The 19270-nt window shown below is 70.9% G+C and carries 20 protein-coding genes; 15 read left to right on the top strand and 5 right to left on the bottom strand.

What is annotated here, in order from left to right:
- Positions 1-38: 38 nt before the first annotated feature.
- On the bottom strand, positions 39-587 hold the full coding sequence (locus AC08OQ_RS07625; protein WP_476604856.1) for a MarR family winged helix-turn-helix transcriptional regulator: 549 nt from the start codon (positions 585-587) through the stop codon (positions 39-41).
- Positions 588-927: 340 nt separating this feature from the next.
- Between AC08OQ_RS07625 and AC08OQ_RS07620 the strand changes: the two genes are divergently transcribed.
- Positions 928-1911, top strand: a complete 984-nt coding sequence (locus AC08OQ_RS07620) for a nucleotidyltransferase (protein ID WP_462189149.1) — start codon at positions 928-930, stop codon at positions 1909-1911.
- A complete protein-coding gene (locus AC08OQ_RS07615) occupies positions 1908-2771 on the top strand; it encodes a metallophosphoesterase family protein (RefSeq protein WP_476602373.1) in 864 nt (287 codons plus the stop codon). Before AC08OQ_RS07620 ends, AC08OQ_RS07615 begins: the two co-directional genes overlap by 4 nt.
- Before the next feature lie 14 nt (positions 2772-2785).
- Here AC08OQ_RS07615 and AC08OQ_RS07610 read toward each other — a convergent pair whose 3' ends face one another.
- On the bottom strand, positions 2786-3661 hold the full coding sequence (locus AC08OQ_RS07610; RefSeq protein ID WP_476611966.1) for a Rieske (2Fe-2S) protein: 876 nt from the start codon (positions 3659-3661) through the stop codon (positions 2786-2788).
- A gap of 147 nt (positions 3662-3808) precedes the next feature.
- Here AC08OQ_RS07610 and AC08OQ_RS07605 point away from each other — a divergent pair, with 147 nt between their 5' ends.
- Both AC08OQ_RS07605 and AC08OQ_RS07600 read left to right on the top strand, forming a co-directional pair.
- Positions 3809-4237: a DUF2795 domain-containing protein gene (locus tag AC08OQ_RS07605; RefSeq protein WP_462189146.1), complete on the top strand. Its 429-nt coding sequence runs from the start codon at positions 3809-3811 to the stop codon at positions 4235-4237.
- An 81-nt stretch (positions 4238-4318) separates the two neighbouring features.
- Positions 4319-4573 (top strand): hypothetical protein, encoded by a 255-nt coding sequence (locus tag AC08OQ_RS07600; protein ID WP_462203186.1) that lies wholly within the window; start codon positions 4319-4321, stop codon positions 4571-4573.
- A 71-nt stretch (positions 4574-4644) separates the two neighbouring features.
- Here the strand turns inward: AC08OQ_RS07600 and AC08OQ_RS07595 are convergent, their stop codons facing one another.
- Both AC08OQ_RS07595 and AC08OQ_RS07590 read right to left on the bottom strand, forming a co-directional pair.
- Positions 4645-4923 (bottom strand): hypothetical protein, encoded by a 279-nt coding sequence (locus AC08OQ_RS07595; protein ID WP_476600167.1) that lies wholly within the window; start codon positions 4921-4923, stop codon positions 4645-4647.
- Positions 4896-5126 carry an FmdB family zinc ribbon protein gene (locus AC08OQ_RS07590; RefSeq protein WP_476600165.1) on the bottom strand — a complete coding sequence of 77 codons (231 nt, stop codon included), beginning with the start codon at positions 5124-5126 and terminating at the stop codon, positions 4896-4898. The genes AC08OQ_RS07595 and AC08OQ_RS07590 overlap by 28 nt, the downstream gene beginning before the upstream one ends.
- Positions 5127-5220: 94 nt before the next feature.
- Here AC08OQ_RS07590 and AC08OQ_RS07585 point away from each other — a divergent pair, with 94 nt between their 5' ends.
- The 8 genes from AC08OQ_RS07585 (at position 5221) to AC08OQ_RS07550 (ending at position 13535) form a co-directional block, all read left to right on the top strand.
- Positions 5221-6252: an asparaginase gene (locus tag AC08OQ_RS07585; RefSeq protein ID WP_462187296.1), complete on the top strand. Its 1032-nt coding sequence runs from the start codon at positions 5221-5223 to the stop codon at positions 6250-6252.
- A gap of 412 nt (positions 6253-6664) precedes the next feature.
- Positions 6665-7003 carry a hypothetical protein gene (locus AC08OQ_RS07580; protein WP_476600163.1) on the top strand — a complete coding sequence of 113 codons (339 nt, stop codon included), beginning with the start codon at positions 6665-6667 and terminating at the stop codon, positions 7001-7003.
- Positions 7000-8178 (top strand): CoA transferase, encoded by a 1179-nt coding sequence (locus tag AC08OQ_RS07575; RefSeq protein WP_476611965.1) that lies wholly within the window; start codon positions 7000-7002, stop codon positions 8176-8178. The genes AC08OQ_RS07580 and AC08OQ_RS07575 overlap by 4 nt, the downstream gene beginning before the upstream one ends.
- Positions 8179-8288: 110 nt before the next feature.
- Positions 8289-9458, top strand: a complete 1170-nt coding sequence (locus tag AC08OQ_RS07570) for a branched-chain amino acid ABC transporter substrate-binding protein (protein WP_476600159.1) — start codon at positions 8289-8291, stop codon at positions 9456-9458.
- Positions 9459-9530: 72 nt separating this feature from the next.
- Entirely contained in the window at positions 9531-10463 is a 933-nt protein-coding gene (locus AC08OQ_RS07565) for a branched-chain amino acid ABC transporter permease (protein ID WP_476600158.1), read from the top strand.
- Positions 10460-11851: a branched-chain amino acid ABC transporter permease gene (locus AC08OQ_RS07560; protein WP_476600156.1), complete on the top strand. Its 1392-nt coding sequence runs from the start codon at positions 10460-10462 to the stop codon at positions 11849-11851. The genes AC08OQ_RS07565 and AC08OQ_RS07560 overlap by 4 nt, the downstream gene beginning before the upstream one ends.
- Positions 11848-12807 (top strand): ABC transporter ATP-binding protein, encoded by a 960-nt coding sequence (locus AC08OQ_RS07555; RefSeq protein WP_462187301.1) that lies wholly within the window; start codon positions 11848-11850, stop codon positions 12805-12807. Before AC08OQ_RS07560 ends, AC08OQ_RS07555 begins: the two co-directional genes overlap by 4 nt.
- A complete protein-coding gene (locus AC08OQ_RS07550) occupies positions 12807-13535 on the top strand; it encodes an ABC transporter ATP-binding protein (RefSeq protein ID WP_476600154.1) in 729 nt (242 codons plus the stop codon). Before AC08OQ_RS07555 ends, AC08OQ_RS07550 begins: the two co-directional genes overlap by 1 nt.
- A gap of 69 nt (positions 13536-13604) precedes the next feature.
- Here the strand turns inward: AC08OQ_RS07550 and AC08OQ_RS07545 are convergent, their stop codons facing one another.
- Complete coding sequence (locus tag AC08OQ_RS07545; protein ID WP_476600170.1) at positions 13605-14909, bottom strand: D-arabinono-1,4-lactone oxidase; 1305 nt, start codon at positions 14907-14909, stop codon at positions 13605-13607.
- 591 nt (positions 14910-15500) lie between these two features.
- Between AC08OQ_RS07545 and AC08OQ_RS07540 the strand changes: the two genes are divergently transcribed.
- The 3 genes from AC08OQ_RS07540 to AC08OQ_RS07530 all read left to right on the top strand — a co-directional run bounded on the left by AC08OQ_RS07540 (position 15501) and on the right by AC08OQ_RS07530 (position 18937).
- Positions 15501-17162, top strand: a complete 1662-nt coding sequence (locus tag AC08OQ_RS07540) for a class I adenylate-forming enzyme family protein (RefSeq protein ID WP_462187303.1) — start codon at positions 15501-15503, stop codon at positions 17160-17162.
- 273 nt (positions 17163-17435) lie between these two features.
- Entirely contained in the window at positions 17436-18467 is a 1032-nt protein-coding gene (locus AC08OQ_RS07535) for a helix-turn-helix domain-containing protein (RefSeq protein ID WP_476600152.1), read from the top strand.
- A gap of 191 nt (positions 18468-18658) precedes the next feature.
- Positions 18659-18937, top strand: coding sequence for a hypothetical protein (locus tag AC08OQ_RS07530; RefSeq protein WP_476611964.1), 279 nt, complete (start codon positions 18659-18661; stop codon positions 18935-18937).
- The last annotated feature ends 333 nt before the right edge of the window (positions 18938-19270 follow it).

Here is a 19270-nt window from a genome sequence, read left to right as displayed (position 1 = left end):
CAACGAATGGCTGCCCCGATGAACTTCCCAAACAGGCCCTAATAGGGCCTATCCTGGTCGACGATGCGGGCCAACATCGACAACAGGGCGGTCTGTTCCTCCTCGGACAGCGGCGCCAGCAGCTTGTCGTTCATCTGGTCGATGCGGTCCGCCACCTGGCCGTGGGTCGACTCTCCCCGCTTGGTCAGCCGCAGGACATTGCGCCGGCCATCACGCGGGTCACGGACCCGGCGGATGAGCCCACGCTGCACGAGCCTCGCCACCACATCGGCCACCGTCGACCGATCCAGGGAGGCTCGTTCTCCGAGCGTGCGCTGATCAATATCGGGATCAGCGAGCAGGCTGTTGAGGACCACGAACTGCGGAGGCGTCGTCTCGGTTGAGACGGTGGTGGTCCAGAGCTGATAGGTCACCTGCTGGAGCCGGCGGGCCAGCTGGCCGGGATGGCTGGACAGGTCGACCACGCCGTGGCCGCCCGGGGCGACCGGCCGCGAGGTCAGGGTGGCCGGCCCAGTGGCGCGTGGTCCAGGGAGACGTTCGCCGGAGTTCTCCGGTGCGGCTGTTTCCCCTCCGAGGGCCCTGGCCAACTGGTCGGATCGTGTGCGCGTGTTCAGGGTTCGCTTCCAATCCGGTGTCGAAGTAGGCGGGCGACAGGTTTGCCGCGAAGGTCATCATCGCTCATGTCGACGCTCGGTGTCGTCAAGCTGTGAGATTCAGGTGCCTATCAGGCGTCGAAGTGGTAACTCTTGTGGCATGTAGTGAAATTATAACTACGGATAGCCGGACATCCCCATGCTTCTGTAGTAGTCTTGTCACCGCTTTGAGGTAGTCATTTAGGGGTGTCGCAATCGCGACAGCTACCTGCCGCCCGACTTCGGTGGGGTACGCGAGGTGCGTCGCGTGGTTCCCGCGGGTACGGGCAGCGGTATGGAGGATGCGCCCAGAGGCCTACGGGAGAGTCTGAAACGCGTGGCTGTGACCCTGAAGGAGGCGGGCATCCCGTTCGCTCTCGGGGGCAGCTACGCCTGCTGGGCCCGGGGCGGCCCCGAGCCGGTCCACGACGTCGATTTCATGCTGCGCGAGGACGACGTGCCGCGGGCGGTCGAGGTGCTCGCGAACGCCGGCCTGCGCCCGGTCGACTCACCCGAGGACTGGCTCACCAAGGTGTTTGACGGCGAGGTGCTGGTCGATCTCATCCACCATCCGGTGGGTCGGGCGGTGACCCAGCAGATGCTGGAGCGGTCCAGCGAGATGTCGGTGGACTCGGTGCGCATGCCCGTGCTGGATGCCACCGACTGGTTTGAGATGACCCTGCTGGCCCTGGAGGAACGGTACTGTGATCTCGCTCGCGTGATACCGATGATCAGAGCGATGCGGGAGCAGGTCGACTGGGATCAGGTGCGTCGCGCGACGGCCACTTCCCCCTTCGCCGAGGCGGCCCTGCTCGTGGCCACCCGGCTCAACCTGATCCCGGCCGCCGGTCGTGCGGTGTCGGCCGAAGGTGCTCCGTCGGCCGGGGGCACCCCCACGGGTTCACGTCCGCACGGCCCGTTGGTGCCAGCGGGTGGGGCGGTGCCAGCGGGTGGGGCGGAGCAGGCCGGGACCGCGAAGCGGGTCGCCGACACCGCCGGGTACGGGGTACTGGACCTCACTGAGGCCGATGAGTACCTCGCCGGTGACCTGCACGAACGCCTCGCCGAGGATCCGAGGGTGGCCGAGCTCGGGCTGGAGGTGGTGGTGGATGGCCAGCAGATCCTGGTCGAGGGCGAGGTCGCCACGGACGCCCGCCGCCGGGCCGTCGCGGATGTGCTCGCCGAGGCGCTTCCCGGACGCCTGGTGAGTAACGAGGTCACCATCGCGGATCGGGGGATGCCGACCGAGGCACCGCCGAACGTGGAGACCATCTCATGATCAGAATTGCCGCCGTCGGCGACATCCACCTGGGCGTGGACAGCCGCGGAACCTTCGCACCCCTGCTGCGTGGACTTGCCGGTCGGGCGGACGTGCTGCTGTTGGCCGGTGATCTCACTCAGCGGGGGCTGCCGGCCGAGGCCGAGATCGTCGCGGCCGAGGTGGCGGACGCCGGGGTGCCCGTCGTCGCCGTCCTGGGTAATCACGACTACCACGGCGGTGCCGAGAACGAAATCACCGAAATGCTGACCGACGCTGGCGTGACCGTCCTCGAAGGCTGCGGCACGGTCCTCGACATCGACGGCCGCCGTCTCGGAATCGCCGGCGTCAAGGGATTCGGCGGGGGGTTCGCCGGGGCCAGCGGAAGCGACTTCGGCGAACCACTGATGAAGGCTTTCATCCGGCACACGAAGGACGCCGGATCCCGGCTGCGTGGCGCGCTGGAAAGTCTGGATTGCGAATTCCGCGTAGCTTTGATGCACTATGCCCCGGTACCAGACACGCTCATCGGCGAGCGAACCGAGATCTTCCCGTTTCTCGGCAGCTACCACCTTGCCGAGGCGGTGGACGCGGGAGCCGCCTGCCTTGCGCTGCACGGTCACGCCCATGCCGGTTCGGAGCACGGGACGACGGCCGGTGGGGTGCCGGTCCGCAACGTGGCCCGGCCGGTGATCCGGAAAGCCTATGCGCTCTACGGGGTGGGCGAGATGGCCACCACCGGGCGCCCGGGCCCGGACCGCGCGGGCCTACAGCGCTCGGCTGGCGCCGCCAGCCCGGACGGCGTCCCGGCCGCCGTCCCGGCCGCCGGGACGCCCCGCTCCGCGGCGGACAGCCCCTCGACGCTATCCCGCCCCAGTTAGCTATCCCGCGGTAGCTATCCCGCCCCGGGTAGCCGTACCCGGACCTCACCATCGGAGATCCACACATCGAACCGCGGCTGGGGCGCGGTCGCGGGACCATGCACCACCGCGCCGTCCGCCACCCGGAAGGTGCTGCCGTGCCAGGGGCAGCGCAGGCAGGTGAAGCCGTCTCTTCGGATGATCTCTCCCTTGTGCAGTGGGCCGGACAGGTGGCTGCACCGGCCGGCCAGTACGTCGACGTGGTCTCCTTTCCGGAGGAGGACGACCGGCACATCCCGCAACAGCCGCACCTCGGGTCGGCCGTCCGCCAGTTCGTCCAGAAGGGCGAGCGGATGCCAACCGGGCAGCAGCAGGTGGGGTACCTCCTCGGCGTGGTTGACCCCCGACGCCTGCCGGTAGGCCAGATGACCGCCGAGGTAGGCCGACGTGCTGGCCGCGGCGAGGCCGAGCAGCGCGAGACGACGGCCGAGGCGGCTGTTGCCACGCGACCGGATGCCGAGCGAGGCGGCGTAGCAGCAGGCCGCCAGACTGTTCGTCGCGGCGTGCGCCACCCCGACCCGCAGCTGGCGCTCATGCATCTCAGAGTAGTCGGCGAGGCCGGCGGCGGCGGCCGAGACCGCTGCGAGCAACCCCGTGGCGATCAGCACCCGGGCCGCCCGTTCGGACTCCTCGTGACGTCCCGCGAGCAGGTCCACGATCCCCGCGGAGATCCAGGTTCCGATGGGGAGTTGGGCGAGCGCCGGATGCAGCGGGTGGCCGAGCGGCACGCCGTGCAGGGTGTCCCGGATGGCGCCGTCGTGCAGGGAGCGGCGGACCATGTCACGGATCTTTACTGCCACCGGGTCGAGAGCTTCGGCCCGCTCCAGGCGTTCGGCGGGTCCGACCAGCACGTTGTGGGGTATCCGCACCATGGATGCCGGTGTTCCCGCCCATCGCTGGCCGTGAACATCTGCTGGCCGGAGATGCCGGGTGGCCTGATCGCGGGTTTGCTTCGTCCGTCAGCGCGCACCACTGAAACAGCGGAAAGGAACGAGAACATGGCAGTGGATCGCGGAAGCACCAAGCACGGCCCTATGCGCGACGACATCATGGCGCACGAGGTCGAGGGGCTCGTGCGGGCCGGGCGGGACACGCGGGCGGAGGAATGGCGCTCCGCTGAACCGTTCCCCGAGGAAGCGACCGGTGGCCCGCAGAACCTGGATGCCGCTGGGTCGCGGGTCGGTGCGCCGGCCGGGATGACGCCGGTGGACGTCGAGGAACGCTCCGAGCTCGCCCGCTGGCTCGGCCGGGCGGTCTTCCCCGCCAATCGTGACGAGATCATGGATCATCTACGTCATCAGCACGCCCCGGACCGGGTGGTTGACGAGGTCGCCGGTGCGCCGCCCGACATCCAGTTCACCTCGTTGGGCGCGCTGTGGCGGGTACTGCGACCCGGCCCTCCCCACGTGGAGTCACGGCGCCACTGAATCCGTCCGATGACCCGTAATATGATCAACATCATGAAGTAGTCGGTATGACGCCGTAGCCGGCGGGGTATAGAAACACCCGTGGGTGGCGGGCTCGCCGCGAGCGTTCTGCTGCTCGTCGGCTTCGCGATGATCGGAGCCTTCAACGTTTTTGCCTTCGGTGCCCTCGCCGGCTTGTGGGCGCTGGGTATCGCATGGATCATGGTGCTCGGCCCGCGGGCCATCGATCGCCGGGTCGTCCGCGCTCGGCTGCGGGGGGTGCTGCGGGGGTGCGGGAGGCGTGGCGGAGACGACGGTGGCCCGGTGCCTTGTTCCCGTGGGCCCGGGACTGCGTGACACGCCGGTGGCCTGGGTAGGACACGCCCATGGGTACGAGTGGGTTCGGCTATGGCGACCAACGACCCGGATCAGGTGATCTGCTGCAGACCCTCGTCGCCGGTCTGGATCAGACCGAGCGGGAAGATACCCTGCGGCTGTTGCGACGGCGGCTGGTGGAGGACCGGGCCGCCGCGTGCGGCGGCCAGCGGGACCGTCAGGTGGATGTCGGCCCGCGGACCCGGGCGGCGCGTGGGCCGACGAAATCGCAGGCCGCGGGCATCCATCGCCACCGCGGGTGAGCCACCCCGGATGAACGGTGGCGTCAGGGCGAACGGTGGCGTCAGCCGCAGCAGCCACCGCCGCAGCACGCGCCCCCGCCGGCGGACGGCGCGGCCGTGGCCGGAGCCGGCGTGGCCGAGCCGCGGCTGACGGCGATCGCAGAGAAGATCCGCGAGGTCTCGGTGTGTCCGGAGGGGCAGCTCACCGCGCTGTCCGGCACGGACTCGTGCATGCTGCGGCGGACCTCGAACGATGCGTCACATACCCGGCAGCGGTAGTCATAGGCAGGCACGGCACCAGGATAGGCGGCCGTCGTGAGGCGAGCGTCGGATTCGGCGGGTGGCGAGAACGGGTGAGCGGGAGAAGGCCCGACGTAGGCTGGCTGTATGCAGCCGCCGGAGGGCCCGCAGCTGGTCGTCGAGGTTGTCCGGGGGCTGCGCAGCGGTGCGCCGTTCGTGGAGAGTTGCCATCACGGCACCGTCATCGGCCTCGGTCGGGACGGGGACGGTGCGCTCATCGTCGGCGTGCCCGACCACCCGATCTTCCCCCGGTCGGCGGTCAAGCCCCTTCAGGCCGCCGCGATGCTTCGTGCCGGGCTGGACGGCATCTTCCTGAGCCGGGAGATCCCCGGTGACCTGCTTGCCATTGTGTCGAGTTCCCACAGCGGCGAGCCGGTGCATCTCGCGCGGGTGCTGGAGATCCTCTCGGTGGCGGGCGTCTCCATCGACACCCTGCGCTGTCCCGCCGATCTTCCGTTGGGCCCGGCCGCGGCCCAGGCGCACCTTCGCTCCGGGGGCCGCGCGGAGCCGGTGCTGATGAACTGCTCCGGCAAGCATGCGGGGATGATCGCCTGCTGCGTAGCGGCCGGCTGGCCGATCGAGAACTACACCGATCCCGATCATCCGTTGCAGCAGGTGATCCGGCGCACGATCGAGGAGCTGGCCGGCGAGGAGATCGTCGCGACCAGCGTGGACGGGTGCGGGGCCCCATTGTTCGCGTTCTCGCTCACGGGCCTGGCCCGCGGACTGCGGGCGATGGTCCGGGCTGCGCCGGGCAGCCCCGAGTGGCGGGTCATCAACGCCATGCGGGCGCATCCCGAGCTGATCGGGGGTGTCGGCCGGTCCGACACCGACCTGATGCGGGCGGTACCCGGCGTCGTCGCGAAGAACGGCGCCGAGGGTGTCACGGTGGTGGCGACGCCCGAGGGTCACGTGGTCGCGGTCAAGATCGCGGATGGGAGCGGGCGGCCCGGCATCCCGGTCGCGCTGGCCGTACTGACCCGCCTGGGTGCTCTTCCCGGTCCGGACGCCCCCGGGCACCTGGAGCTCGACTTCGCTCAGCTCGCCGTGCTCGGGGCGCCCACGGTGCTCGGCGGCGGGCGCCCGGCCGGTTCCCTACGCGTGCGGCTACCGGTCTGACCCGATCGAAGGCCGGTGACGAACCACCGGCCGCCGGGATGGGTGCGGCGGGCGGCCACGCGGTAGGTATGCCGGATCTGCTCGGCGGTGGCGCTGGGCGGCACGTCCAGCACCTCGTACAGCGAGCGTTGCACGCGCACGGGGTGTCTCCTGCCATCGCCGACCACCCGACCGGGCGACTGCGAGCCCGGTGTCATGGCGAAAGTACCTACACATGACCAGAATGGGCCTTGGGCGGCCCGGGGGGCGAGCGAGAGTCCGGAGGCCGGGACAGCACGCAAAGTAGGATTTTCTGTGCATTGCGGCTCTTGGCTCCCAGGATCGTCTTGTCGGTCATGCCGGCCTTGTTCCGGTTCGGCCGACGGTGCGCTCGGGGCGCAGCGTGCGTGCCAGGGTGGGACAGGATGGGTGGATGGGGCAACGGCAGAACTCGGAGATCGTCACCGAGGTCGCGTCGCTGGTACAGGATCCGGACATCGCCGAGCGGCTGACCGTGACCGGGCCCGCCGACGTCCTTCCCAGCCTCTACCGGGTGACGATGATGGCGGCCGCGTCGGTGGCGGCCGCGGCTGTCGGGGCCAGCCGCCTGCTCGCGGCCCGCGGCGGCGGGGCCCCGCCGGAGGTCACCGTGGACACCCGTCACGCGAGCGCGGTCTTCCGCAGCGAACGGTACCTGCGGATGGCCGGCAAGCCACCGCCGAGCCCGTGGGACGCGATCTCCGGGTATTACCGCACCGGGGACGACCGGTGATCCAGCTGCACTGTAACTTCCCGCACCACCGCAACGGGATCCTGGATCTTCTTGGGACGCCGGGCGAGCGCGCCGCCGTCGAACGGGTCATCCGCCGTTTCGAGGCCGAGCCGCTGGAACTCGAGCTGCACGCCATGGGTCTGTGCGCCAGCATGGCCCGCAGCGAGCGGGAATGGCGCGAGCACAGGCAGGCCCGGGCGGTCGACGAGCTTCCCCTCGTCGAGGTGCGCCGGCTCGGCGACGGCCCGGTGCTCGCCGCGCCCCTGGCCGAGACGCCGGCCGCGGGTCTGCGGGTGCTCGACCTGACCCGGGTCATCGCCGGTCCCGTCGCCGGTCGCACGCTGGCCGCCTACGGAGCCGACGTCCTGCGGGTCGGCGCCGCCCACCTGCCGGAGGTGCACACGGTGCTCGTCGACACCGGGTCCGGCAAGCGCAACGCCTTCCTCAACCTGCGGGTGGCCGCGGACGCCCGCCGGCTGCGCGAGCTGATCGCCTCGGCGGACGTGGTGCTCCAGGCCTACCGGCCGATGGCCCTCGACCGGCTCGGCTTCGGCCCGGAGGCGGTCGCCAGGATCCGGCCGGGCATCGTCTGCGCGACCATCACCGCGTACGGACGGCAGGGCCCCTGGAGCGGTCTGCGCGGGTTCGACAGTCTGGTCCAGACCGCGTCCGGCATCGCGACCGCCGCCGCGGCGGTGACCGGGTCCGACCGCCCCGTGCCGCTGCCGGCACAGGCCCTCGATCACGCGACCGGCTACCTCACCGTCTACGGGGTGCTGGACGCGCTGGCGCGCCGGGCGACCGAGGGGGGCAGCTGGCACGTCGGTGTGTCCCTGGCCCGGACCGGTCGTTGGCTGCAGGGGCTGGGACACCACGACACGCTCGCGCTCTCCGACCCGACCCGACCCGACCCGGGAGGATGTCGAGGAGTTCTGCGCCACGATGAACAGCGAGTTCGGACCCCTGTCGTACATCCGCCCGGCCGCCACTGTGGCCGGCGTCGCGCCGAGCTGGATCTCCCCGCCGGCACAGCTGGGCACCAGCCCGGCGGTCTGGGCATAGCCATGCTGAGGTGCCGGGTTCCGCGGGATCGCGTCGGCGTGTCCACCGTGCGCCGGCCCGCCCATCCGGGGGGGGCGGTGCGAATTGATGCTGGTCAGCCCGTCATTCTCTAGGCGGTGGCGCACCGGCTCGCGGGCCGGGCGCATCGGGGTGACTGGGTCGGGGTGATTGGGCCGGGCCACGGCATCGGAGTCGGGTCCGGCGGGACCGGAGGAGGAATTGCATGGGTAGGCGCCCGCTCCTGGGAGTGATAGCCCTTGCCGCGACCGTGGCGTTGACCGCGGTGGCCTGTGGGAGTGACAGTGGTTCGTCCTCGGACGGGAAGCAGATCATCACGATCGGCTTCCAGGGAGTTCTCTCGGGCGACAGCCAGCAGCTCGGTCTGAACGCCCTCTACGGCGTCCGGACGGCGATCGCCGAGGTCAACGCGGATGCGAGCGCGCCGTTCCAGCTCAAGCTCGCCGAGTCCGACGACGGTGGCTCGCCGGATCAGGGCCCGACGGCCGCCCAGAAGCTGATCGATGACTCCAAGGTCGTCGCGGTGGTCGGCCCGATGTTCTCCGGCGCGACCAAGGCGAGCGAGCCGGCCTACACCCAGGCCGGACTGCTGTCGGTGAGCCCGTCGGCGACGAACCCCGCGCTCACTACCCTGGGCTTCAAGACCTTCTACCGGGTCATCGCCCCGGACACCGTGCAGGGCAAGGCCGCGGCCGACTACATCGCCACGGTGCTCAAGGCGACGAAGGTGTACTCGCTGGACGACAAGAGCGAGTACGGCACGGGCCTGTCGGGTGCGCTGGAGGCCGAGCTCAAGGCCAAGGGCGTCAACGTGACCCACGACGGCATCAACCCGACCAAGGACTACACGTCCGAGGCAACGAAGATCATTGCTGCCGCGCCCGAGGTCCTCTACTACTCCGGCTACTACCCCGAGTTCGCGCTGCTGTCGAAGGCGCTGAAGAGCAAGGGCTTCACCAGAAAGATCATCAGTGGTGACGGCTCGCTCGACCCGCAGTACGTCGCGCAGGCCGGGGCCGCCGCGGCCGAGGGTGCCTACCTCACCTGCCCCTGCGGCGACGCCAACACCGACCCGAAGGCCGCGTCCTTCGTCGCGTCCTACAAGAAGGTCAACAACGGGGCGAAGCCCGGCACCTATTCCGGTGAGGCCTACGACGCCACGCTCGCCCTCGCGGACGTCTTCAAGAAGCTCGGCAAGGACGTCACCCGGGAGTCCGTGGCCGGCGCGTTCGGTTCCGTGAACTTCCCCGGCATCACGAAGACCGTGGCGTTCGAGCCGAATGGCGAGGTCAAGGGCTCCAACGTGTTCGTCTACCAGGTCAAGGGCGGACAGATCACCGTTCTCGGCAACATCGCGGACCTGGTCAAGTCCTGATGTCGGTGCGGGCGGTGGCCGGGGGTGGGACGTCCGGCCACCGCTTCGCCTGGTGGTGAACGAGGCACACGGATGGGTTTCCTCGACCAGTTCTGGCAGCTGACCGTCGACGGTCTGACGGTCGGCTCCCTGTACGCGGTCATCGCGCTCGGGTACACCCTCGTCTACGGAGTCCTCCAGCTCATCAACTTCGCGCACAGCGAGGTCTTCATGCTGGGATCCTTCGGCGGGCTGTTTGCCGCCCGCGCCCTGCTGCCCGGGGACGGCTCGGTCCCGGGCGGCCTCGAATCGGTGGGCCTGGTGACCATGGGTCTTGGCGCCGGCGCGATCTGCGGCGGGCTCGCCGCCTTCACGCTCGAACGGGTGGCGTACCGGCCGCTGCGGCGCCGTTCCGCCCCCCGGCTGGCCTACCTCATCAGCGCCATCGGGGCCTCGCTGTTCGCGGTGAACCTCGCCGGCAAGGAGTTCGGCCGGCAGAACGTGGCCCTGCCCAACCTGTTCACCGACGGAACGGTGTTCACGCTGTTCGGAGCGGGCGTCTCCACCCAGTCGCTGGTCATCTTCGCGGTCGCGATCGCGATGCTGGTCGGACTGGACCGGCTGGTCACGGGGACCCGGCTCGGGCAGGGCATCCGCGCGGTGGCCCAGGACGCCGACACCGCGGTTCTCATGGGCGTGAACGTCGAACGCATCATCATCGTCACGTTCGTGCTCGGCGGCCTGCTGGCCGGAGCCGGCGGCTTCCTGTACGCGATGACGTTCAACGCCTCGTACAGCATGGGGTTCGTCCCCGGAGTGAAGGCGTTCACCGCCGCGGTCCTCGGCGGCATCGGCAACGTGCGCGGGGCGATGCTCGGCGGCCTGCTCCTCGGATTGGTGGAAAGCTACGGCGGATACATCTTCCAGGCGTCCTACAAGGACGTGATCGCTTTCCTGGTCCTGGTCGGCATCCTGATGATCCGACCGTCCGGCCTGCTCGGGGAACGTCTGGGGAGGGCAGCGTGAGCGCTGCGACGTCGTCCGCCCGCCCGCCGACCGCCGGGGCGGGTGGCGAGCCTGGTGGCGGCCCGCCGGGCGCATTGCTGCGTCCGGCCGTGCTGTTCTCCCCGGCCCGGCTGCGCCAGCTCGGGGTACTGCTGCTGGTGGGTGTGCTCGCCGCGGTGGTGACCGGTCCGGCCGGGGGCTCCGACAAACCGCTGAAGGCATTTCAGGATTCGGTGCTGGACGCGCGGATCCTGCCCTACCTGGGGCTCGCCGTCGCGTTGTGGATCGTCCTGGCGCTCGGCGTCGAATTGCGGGGCGCGGCGGGCCGGCTGGCGGCCGGCCTCCGGGGGCCGGTGAGTGCGGCCTACGCCACCCGGGGCGGCTCGATCGCGCTGAACCTGACGCTCCTGGCGGTCGCGATCATTGCCCCGCTGGTCGTCTCGACCGCCGCGCAGCAGTCGATGGTCAACGACATCGGCATCTACGCGCTGCTCGCACTGGGCCTGAACGTCGTGGTCGGCTACGCCGGCCTGCTCGACCTCGGCTACATCGCCTTCTTCGCCATCGGTGCCTACACGACGGCCTACTTCACCTCACAGACCGCGATGCCGTGGCACGCGCCTTTCGTGCTCAACCCGTTCTTCGTCTTCCCGATTGCGCTGGTCCTCGCCGCGCTCGCCGGCGTCGTCCTGGGCGCGCCGACGCTGCGGCTGCGGGGTGACTACCTGGCGATCGTCACGCTCGGTTTCGGTGAGATCATCCATCTGATCGCGAACAACGCCGACAACATCACGAACGGTGCCCGGGGGGCCTTCGGCGTTCCGCACCTGTCGATCAACCTGCTCGGCCTCGACTACGAGTGCGGCATCGACCCGCTACCGTATTATTACCTGCTCCTGGTCATCATCGTCGGAGTCATGATCGCCTTCGGTCGGCTGGAACGGTCCAGGATCGGCCGGGCCTGGGCGGCGATCCGCGAGGACGAGATCGCCGCCGAGGCGACCGGGGTCGCGACCCTGCGGATGAAGCTGCTCGCCTTCGCTATCGGCGCCTCGGTGTCGGGCTTCGCCGGCGTGCTCTTCGCCTCCAAACAGTTCTTCAACCCGCAGAGCTTCAGCCTGCAGGCGTCGTTCTTCGTCGTCGCCGTCGTCATCTTCGGCGGGATGGGTTCCCGGCTCGGGGTGGTGGTCGGTGCCGTCGTCCTCCAGGGCATCGCCTTCTACCTGCGCGACAAGGTCCCGCCCGCGGACCGGTACATCTACTTCGGGGCCGTCATCGTGATCATGATGATCTTCCGTCCGCAGGGACTCGTGCCGTCGCGCCGACGGCGTCGGGAGATCCAGCTTGCGGAGGCCGGCATCGGCGCGGCGGACTCCCTGGGCGCCGCGCCCACGGGAGGCAAGCCGTGACCAGGGGCGGAGCGCACCGCGTCTCGCCGCCGGGACACCGGCGCTCCCGGGGCCGGCAGCGCGGGGACAGCCAGGGCCGCGGGGACGCCGGGCGCGGCGGAGGCCCGGAGGACCTGGTGGTGGAGGCCCGCGGCCTGGCGCTGCGGTTCGGGGGTGTGACCAGCCTCGACGGCGTCTCACTGCGCCAGCGCCGAGGCGAGATCCTGGCGGTGATCGGACCGAACGGGGCCGGCAAGACCTCGCTGTTCAACTGCCTCACCGGGGCATACCGCCCGCAGCAGGGATCGGTCACCTTCTGGCCCCGGCCCGGCTGGCCGGCCGAGCTGGTGGGGCGCCGCCCGCACGCTATCACCCGGCTCGGCGTCGCCCGGACCTTCCAGAACATCCGGCTCTTCCCCGCTCTGTCGGCGCTGGAGAACGTCCAGATCGGGACCGAGGTGCGGCAGCGGTACGGGCCGCTGGCCGCGGTGCTGGGGCTGCCGGGCGCCCGGCGGGCCGAGCGTGACGGCGTGCGGCACGCGCTGGAGCTGCTCGAGCTCGTGGGCCTGCCGCACCGGGCGCACGAGCTCGCCGCGTCGCTGCCCTACGGCGAGCAACGCCGGCTGGAGATCGCCCGGGCGCTCGGTACCGAGCCGCGCCTGCTGCTGCTCGACGAGCCCGCGGCCGGCACGAACCCGGCGGAGAAGCGCGACCTGGTGGAGCTGATCATCCGGATCGCGGGCACCGGGGTGTCGGTCCTGCTCATCGAGCATGACATGCGGCTGGTCATGTCGGTGGCGACCTCGGTGGTGGTGCTCAACTTCGGCCGGATCATCGCGTCCGGCACGCCGGCGGAGGTCCAGCGGGACCCGGCGGTCATCGAGGCGTACCTGGGCCTAGCCGACGCCGGCGCGGCGGATCCCGATACGGCGGATCCCAGCCCGGCCGGCCCTGCCGGGTGGAAGGAACTGCGCTGATGCTGCTGACTCTGGCCGGTGTCGAGGTCGCCTACGGCGCCGTCACCGCCCTGCGCGGCGTCAGCCTGGAGGTGGCTGAGGGCGAGATCGTCACCCTGCTCGGGGCCAACGGCGCCGGCAAGACGACCACGCTGCGGACGATCTCCGGACTGCTGCGGCCCCGGGCGGGACAGGCGTGGCTGGACGGTCGCCCGTTGTCGTCGATTCCGGCGCACGAACTCGTCGGCCGGGGGGTGAGCCACGTGCCCGAGGGCCGGCGGATCTTCCCGAGCATGAGTGTCCGCGAGAACCTCCTGATGGGCGCCTACCACGATCGCCGGCACGTGCGGACCGACCTCGACCGGGTGTTCGCGCTCTTCCCCCGGCTGGCCGAGCGGGTCGCGCAGCCGGGAGGCACGTTGTCCGGCGGCGAGCAGCAGATGCTCGCGATCGGACGCGCGCTGATGAGCCGTCCCCGGCTGATGCTCCTCGACGAGCCGTCGATGGGGTTGGCCCCGATGATCGTTCAGACTATCTTCGAGGTGATCGCGGAGATCAACCGGGAGGGGGTCGCGGTGCTGCTGGTCGAGCAGAACGCGGCCTCGGCGCTGCGGATCGCGGGCCGTGGCTACGTGCTGGAGACCGGCGAGGTCGTGCTGGCGGGCACCGCCGCGAGCCTGCTGGCCGACGACCGGGTCCGGCAGGCCTACCTCGGCGGGGACGTCGGCGGCCGGACCACCGCGGGCTGAACCGCCCGCGACCGCGGCTCCGCCCGTCGCCACATCGGCGAGAAACCGCCGTGGCGTGCCGTGGTCAGGTCACCGAGAGTTGGGGGCGCCGGCCGGTGAGCCGAGGACGCGGTCGAGGTACGCGTTCGCGAACACCCCGGTCGGGTCGGCGGCGTCGCGCACGGCCAGGAAGTCGTCGAAACGGGGATAGAGCCCACGCAGCGTCGCCGCGTCCAGCGAATGCAGTTTGCCCCAGTGCGGCCGGCCGCCGACCGACAACATGATTTTCTCGGCGAGGTCGAAGTAGTCGCCGTGCGCACCGCGGTGATCCATGTGCACGGCGATGTAGGCGGTGCCGCGGCCGTACGCCGTCGACATCGGGATCTCGTCCGCGGCGGCGCATCGGAGCTCCACCGGGAAGACGGCGCGCACGTCCGCGCTCCCCATGGCGTAGACCAGCTCACGCAGCGTCGCGGCGAGATCGGCACGGGGGAGGGCGTACTCCATCTCCTTGAACCGGACCCGGCGGTGGGAGGTGAACACCCGGTAGGACAGGTCGCGGAACGTGCGGCTGCCCGACGCCCGCGCGCTGACGTGCGCGATGGGCCGCACCGCCGCGGGCATCCGCCGGCCCGTCGTCATCAGCGCGCCAAAGAGGGTGTTCGACACCAGTTCGTCGTCGACCCAGCAGCGCAGCCGGGGCAGCGGCGCCAGGCCGTCGTCGAGCGGACGCCGCTGACCGCGTCTGACCAGGGCCGTCGTGGTGTGCGGAAACCACGAGAAGCGAAGGTAGTCGGTCTGGTCGACGAGCTCGTCGTAGGAGTCGAGGACCTTGTCCAGGCGCATCGGACCCTCCTGGACCTGCAGGGCGAACAGCGGCACCGCCTGCAGGGTGACCGACGTGACGACGCCGACGGCACCCAGGCCCAGCCGGGCGGCGGCGAACAACTCGGGACGTTCGCCGCGTGAACAGGTGACCACGCTGCCGTCGCCGAGCACCACCTCGAGCGCCCGGACCTGGGTGCACAGGCCGCCGAAGCGGGCCCCGGTGCCGTGGGTGCCGGTTGAGATGGCACCCGCGATGGTCACCTCGTCGACGTCGCCCTGGTTGGTCAGGGCGAGCCCGGCCTCCGCGAGCAGCCGGTTCAGCCGGCGCATGGTCATCCCACCGCGCACCGTCACCAGGCCGCTGCCGCCGTCCAGGGCAACGAGGTCGGCGCACCTGTCCAGGCAGACCTGGACGGAGCCCGGGTCCGGGCGGCCGATGGCGCTCATGGAATGGGACGATCCGATCGCTCGGATCTGATGACCGTCCCGGACGGCGGTACCGACCAGGGCGGAGAGCTCCTCCGCGTCGCGGGGGCGGGCGAGGCGCACCGACCGGGGGGACGTAATGAAGTAACAAATACGTGATCGAGAGCATCATCGCAGGTCACAGGCCTGTGGAGGGTTCGAAACGCGCAAGTTATTTCATTTCGACTCCCGGACGGTCTCATTGCCCGCCCAGTTGCGCCAAGCCGAGGACTTACCAATGGGCGAGCCCATGGGCACCTCCGTCTGCCGGGACCGATGGCCGCGGTCCGGGGCCGGTCCGGAGTCGGGACCGGCCACCATCGTGAACCGGGCCTTCCCGGCTTCACCACGCGGGGGGCGGGTGATGGCCGTTCACAGGGCGATGCGTCGTCCGACCTCCGTCCGGGCGGGATGGACCGGTCCCGTCTCCCGCAGGTATGCCGAGCATGGCATCCGACGGTGGTTCGGGCGTCCGTCGTGACGCTGCGGGGTGACGTCCTGCCGGTACCTGCTGGTCTACGAGCGTGTCGCGGTGCACCATCACGAGGGCACGGGGCGCACAGGCACGGGGCGCACAGGCACGGGGCGCACAGGCACGGGGCGCACAGGCACGGGGCGCACAGGCACGGGGCGCACAGGCACGGGGCGCAGGCAGGGGCACACAGGAAGACACGGCTACGGAAGGCGGATCGTATGGTGACCGCAACCGGATCTCGTCCGGCCGGGATCAGCCTCGGTCGGCTCGCCGAGCTGGCGCAGGAACGGACCGGCGGCACGGCGGAGCTTCGCTTCGAGGGACGCGACCAGACGTCGGGGGAGTTGCTGGCGCGGGCCCGCCGGTTGTCGGGCGGCCTGCGGGCGGCGGGTCTGCGCCGGGGCGACCGGGTGGCCGTGTGCATGGCCAACTGTCCCGAGGTGGGTGTCACCTACCAGGCGGTGTGGCGGGCCGGTGGGGTCGTGACCCCGGTGCTGTTCCTGCTGACCGAGCACGAGCTGCGCCACGTCCTCGTCGACAGCGGAGCCCGGTTCGTGGTCACCACACCCGAGTTCCTGGACCGGGTCCGCGCGGCGGTCGGCGACGGCGGCTCGGCGGTGCGCGCCCTGATATTGGCGGACGGGGACCGGCCCGGCGTCTCCCCGCCTCCGCCGCAGTCCCCGTCCCCGCCACGATCCATGCTCCAGGCCGGCACACTCCGGGTCGGGCTCACCACCCCGGTACTGCGCTTCGCCGATCTCGAGGCCGGCGAGGAGAGTCCGGTTGTGGAGGTGGATCCTTCCGACATGGCCGCGCTGCTCTACACCGGCGGCACGACCGGGCGGGCGAAGGGGGTGGTCCTCTCGCACGACGGGCTGTCCGCGGGTGGCTGGGCAGCGATGTCGGCCACCCCGGACGAGAAGTTGGCCGGCCTGCTGCCGCTGCCGCTGTCCCACGTCTACGGGCTGACGATCAGCGTCATGACCCTGCACATGGTGAACCCCGGACCGATGGTTCTCATGCGCTGGTTCGAGCCGCGGAGCTGGCTCGACCTCGTGGTCGAGCACCAGGTGAACATCAGTGCGTTGGTGCCGTCCATGGTGGCGCAGCTGCTCGCGCAGCCCCTGCACGATTACGATCTGTCGACCCTGCGGCGGGTGACGAGCGGTGGCGCGCCGCTGCCCCGGGAGACCGCCCTCGAATGGCGCCGGCGGCTGCCCAGCGCCGAGCTGGTGGAGGGATACGGCTGTACCGAGTCATCCGCGATCATCACCACCTCGCCGGTGGGCGGAACACGACTCGGCAGCGTGGGCGTGCCCGCCCCCGGGGTCGAGGTGCGCATTGAGCTCCCCGACGGCTGCGAGGCCGGTCGGGGCCAGGACGCGGAGATCTGCGTGCGGGGCCCGATGGTGATGACGGGGTACTGGCAGGCCCCGGAGGCCACCGCGGGGGCGCTGCGGGGCGGTTGGCTGCACACCGGGGACATCGGCCGGCTGGACCCCGACGGCTACCTGTACGTGGTTGACCGGATCAAGGATCTGATCATCCGGGGTGGCGTCAACGTCTATCCGCGCGACGTCGAGGACGGCCTGCTCGCCCATCCCGAGGTCGCCTCGTGCGGCGTCGTGGGCCGACCGGACTCCCGGCGCGGGGAGGAGGTGGTCGCGTTCGTGGAACTCGTCCCGGGTGGCACCGTCTCCCCGGAGGAGCTGGTGCGCTGGGGCCGCGCCCGGCTGGGTCCCATCCGGTACCCGCGTGAGGTGCACATCGTCGAGGCACTGCCGCTCACCAGCAGCCTGAAGACCGACCGACGGATGCTGCGGTCGCTGGCGGCGCCGAGGTCGCTGCCGGCCCCGGGGCCGCTGATGGCGCCGACCTGACCCGACGGAGCGGATAGGTTCGAGCCCCGGCTACGCTGCGGGCTGGCTTGCCATGCTCGCTGACCTTCCGTCAGCTTCGGCGTTTGCCGCGATGTCTGCCGGGGGCAACCCCCCGAACCCCCGATGTCGAGCTTCGCTCGACCCGACCCGGTTCGACCCCTCTCACCTTGTCCGCGGTCCTTGTCCCGCCCGATCTCGCGGGCTGTTGCTCGCCGCGCCCTTGTTCGCTGTTCGGTATTGACCGAACAGCGAACAGCGTGAACGCTGGTCCGCGTGGACACCGAGGCCCTCGTGGTCGACGCCTTCTGCCAGCTCGGAGTCGAGGCCCGACCGCCCGCCTCCGGGCCCGATCGCGGGGTCGATCTCGTGCTCGACCCGGATGGTGTCGCGGTTCCCATCGAGCTCAAGCGCCGGTCACTGGTGTCCGAGGGCGTCGCCGCGCAGCTGCTCGCGGCCAGCCGTCCACCCGGTGGATCGGGCGGCTTCCTTCTCCTGGTCGTCGCGGACCGGGTGACCGGGGCGGCCCGGAAGCTGCTGACCGAGCATCGGGCCGGCTACTACGACCTGCGCGGCCGGATCGCGCTTCGTTCGAGCAACCTTGTGATCGACGCCGAGGTCAGTCCGGTCACCGGACGCGGTGCGCGGACACGGGCCTTGAGCGGCACGGCCGGGCTCGAGGTCGCGACCGCTTTGCTCATGGAGCCGCAAGCGGGCACCGCCGTCCGGGAGCTGGCGCGCCGGCTCGGCCGCTCCGCCAGCACGGTGTCGGAGCTGCTGGCGGCGCTGCGGCACGACGGTCTTGTCGACGCCGCGAACGTCGTCACGGACTCGCGGCTGTTCTGGCAGGTGGCCGAGCGATGGCCAACGCCGCGCGCCTATCTCGCCAGACTCCCCGATCCCGGTGACACCAGCGGCGTCACCAGATCGCTGCGTCTCGGCCTGCGTGACGTGGAAAACGAGATTGGGTGGGCGTTGACGGACACGACCGCCGCCGCGGCGTACGGTACCCCGGTCGCTGTCCGCGCCGACCAGGTGCCTGACTTCTTCGTTCCCGATCAGGCGGTGCTCCGGCGCGCGGCTACGCTTCTCGGCGCCGCTCCGGCGCCGGCCCAGGCGCGTGCCGCGGTGCGGGTCGCACCGGTGGCGGCCGTCTGCGCCCGTCGCGTCGATCTCCTGCCCGAGCGGTGGCGGTGGCCGCTTGCGCATCCGCTGTTCGTCGCGCTCGATCTGGCTCAGGACGTGGGGCGTGGGCGCGAGATCCTCGACGCCTGGCTACCAGAGCCGGGGTGGGCCCGTGTCTGGTAGCCGGGTGACCTTCCTGGGCGACGCGATGGCCGCGGTCGTCCAGGCCGTCGAGGAAGCGCGGACACTCACCGGCCAGCCGCCTGTCGTGGTCGGCGGGCTGGCGGTGCTGTGCCCGAATCTCCAACGCCCACCGGGCGACGGTCGATCTGGACGTTGTCGACCGACTGCACGGGACCACGCCGCACCTGGAGGTGCTCCGCGCAGCGGCGGGCGCGAGGGCCGTGGAGCCCGCAGGCGTCCTGCTGCCAACTCCGTATGGCCAGGTCAAGGTGGACGTGCTGGAGGTGCGGCAGGTAGAGCTCGACCAGCCGAGCGACGATCCCGGCGACCGCCTCCACGCGTCCGCGCACGCCTGGGCGAACGACACCGCCACCGAGACCGCCATCGAGGTGATCCGGTCGGTCGGCGACCGTGTGGAGGTGAGGACGCCCGTCGCCGAGCTTCTTCTCGATGCCTGCGGACGCACCTGACGCGGCCCGAGTCGGCGACCAGGCGGGCACGCCCGCGTCACAACAGGCCGCTCGCACCACGATCGGGGCTACCAACTCGCCGTAGCGGCCGACGAGCCCCGGTCAGTCACCGGCGTCGATCGGCTGGCCCGCCGTCGGCCTCGTCGAGGAGAGCGTCACCAGGATCCGTATCCCATGATCACTGTCTACGTCGCCGCACCTCCATTTTCCACGTCTGCCCTGGCTGCCACTACCACCGGTACGAAATCGGCCCCGCCCACGCCCAAGTCCACTTGGCGGCGCGACGTCGCAACATCGGCATGGCCGGCGGCTCCCTGCTGGCCACATCCGCAC

Source organism: Frankia sp. CcCS3 (genome assembly GCF_977927575.1).
This window is presented reverse-complemented; position numbering and strand designations above follow the sequence as displayed.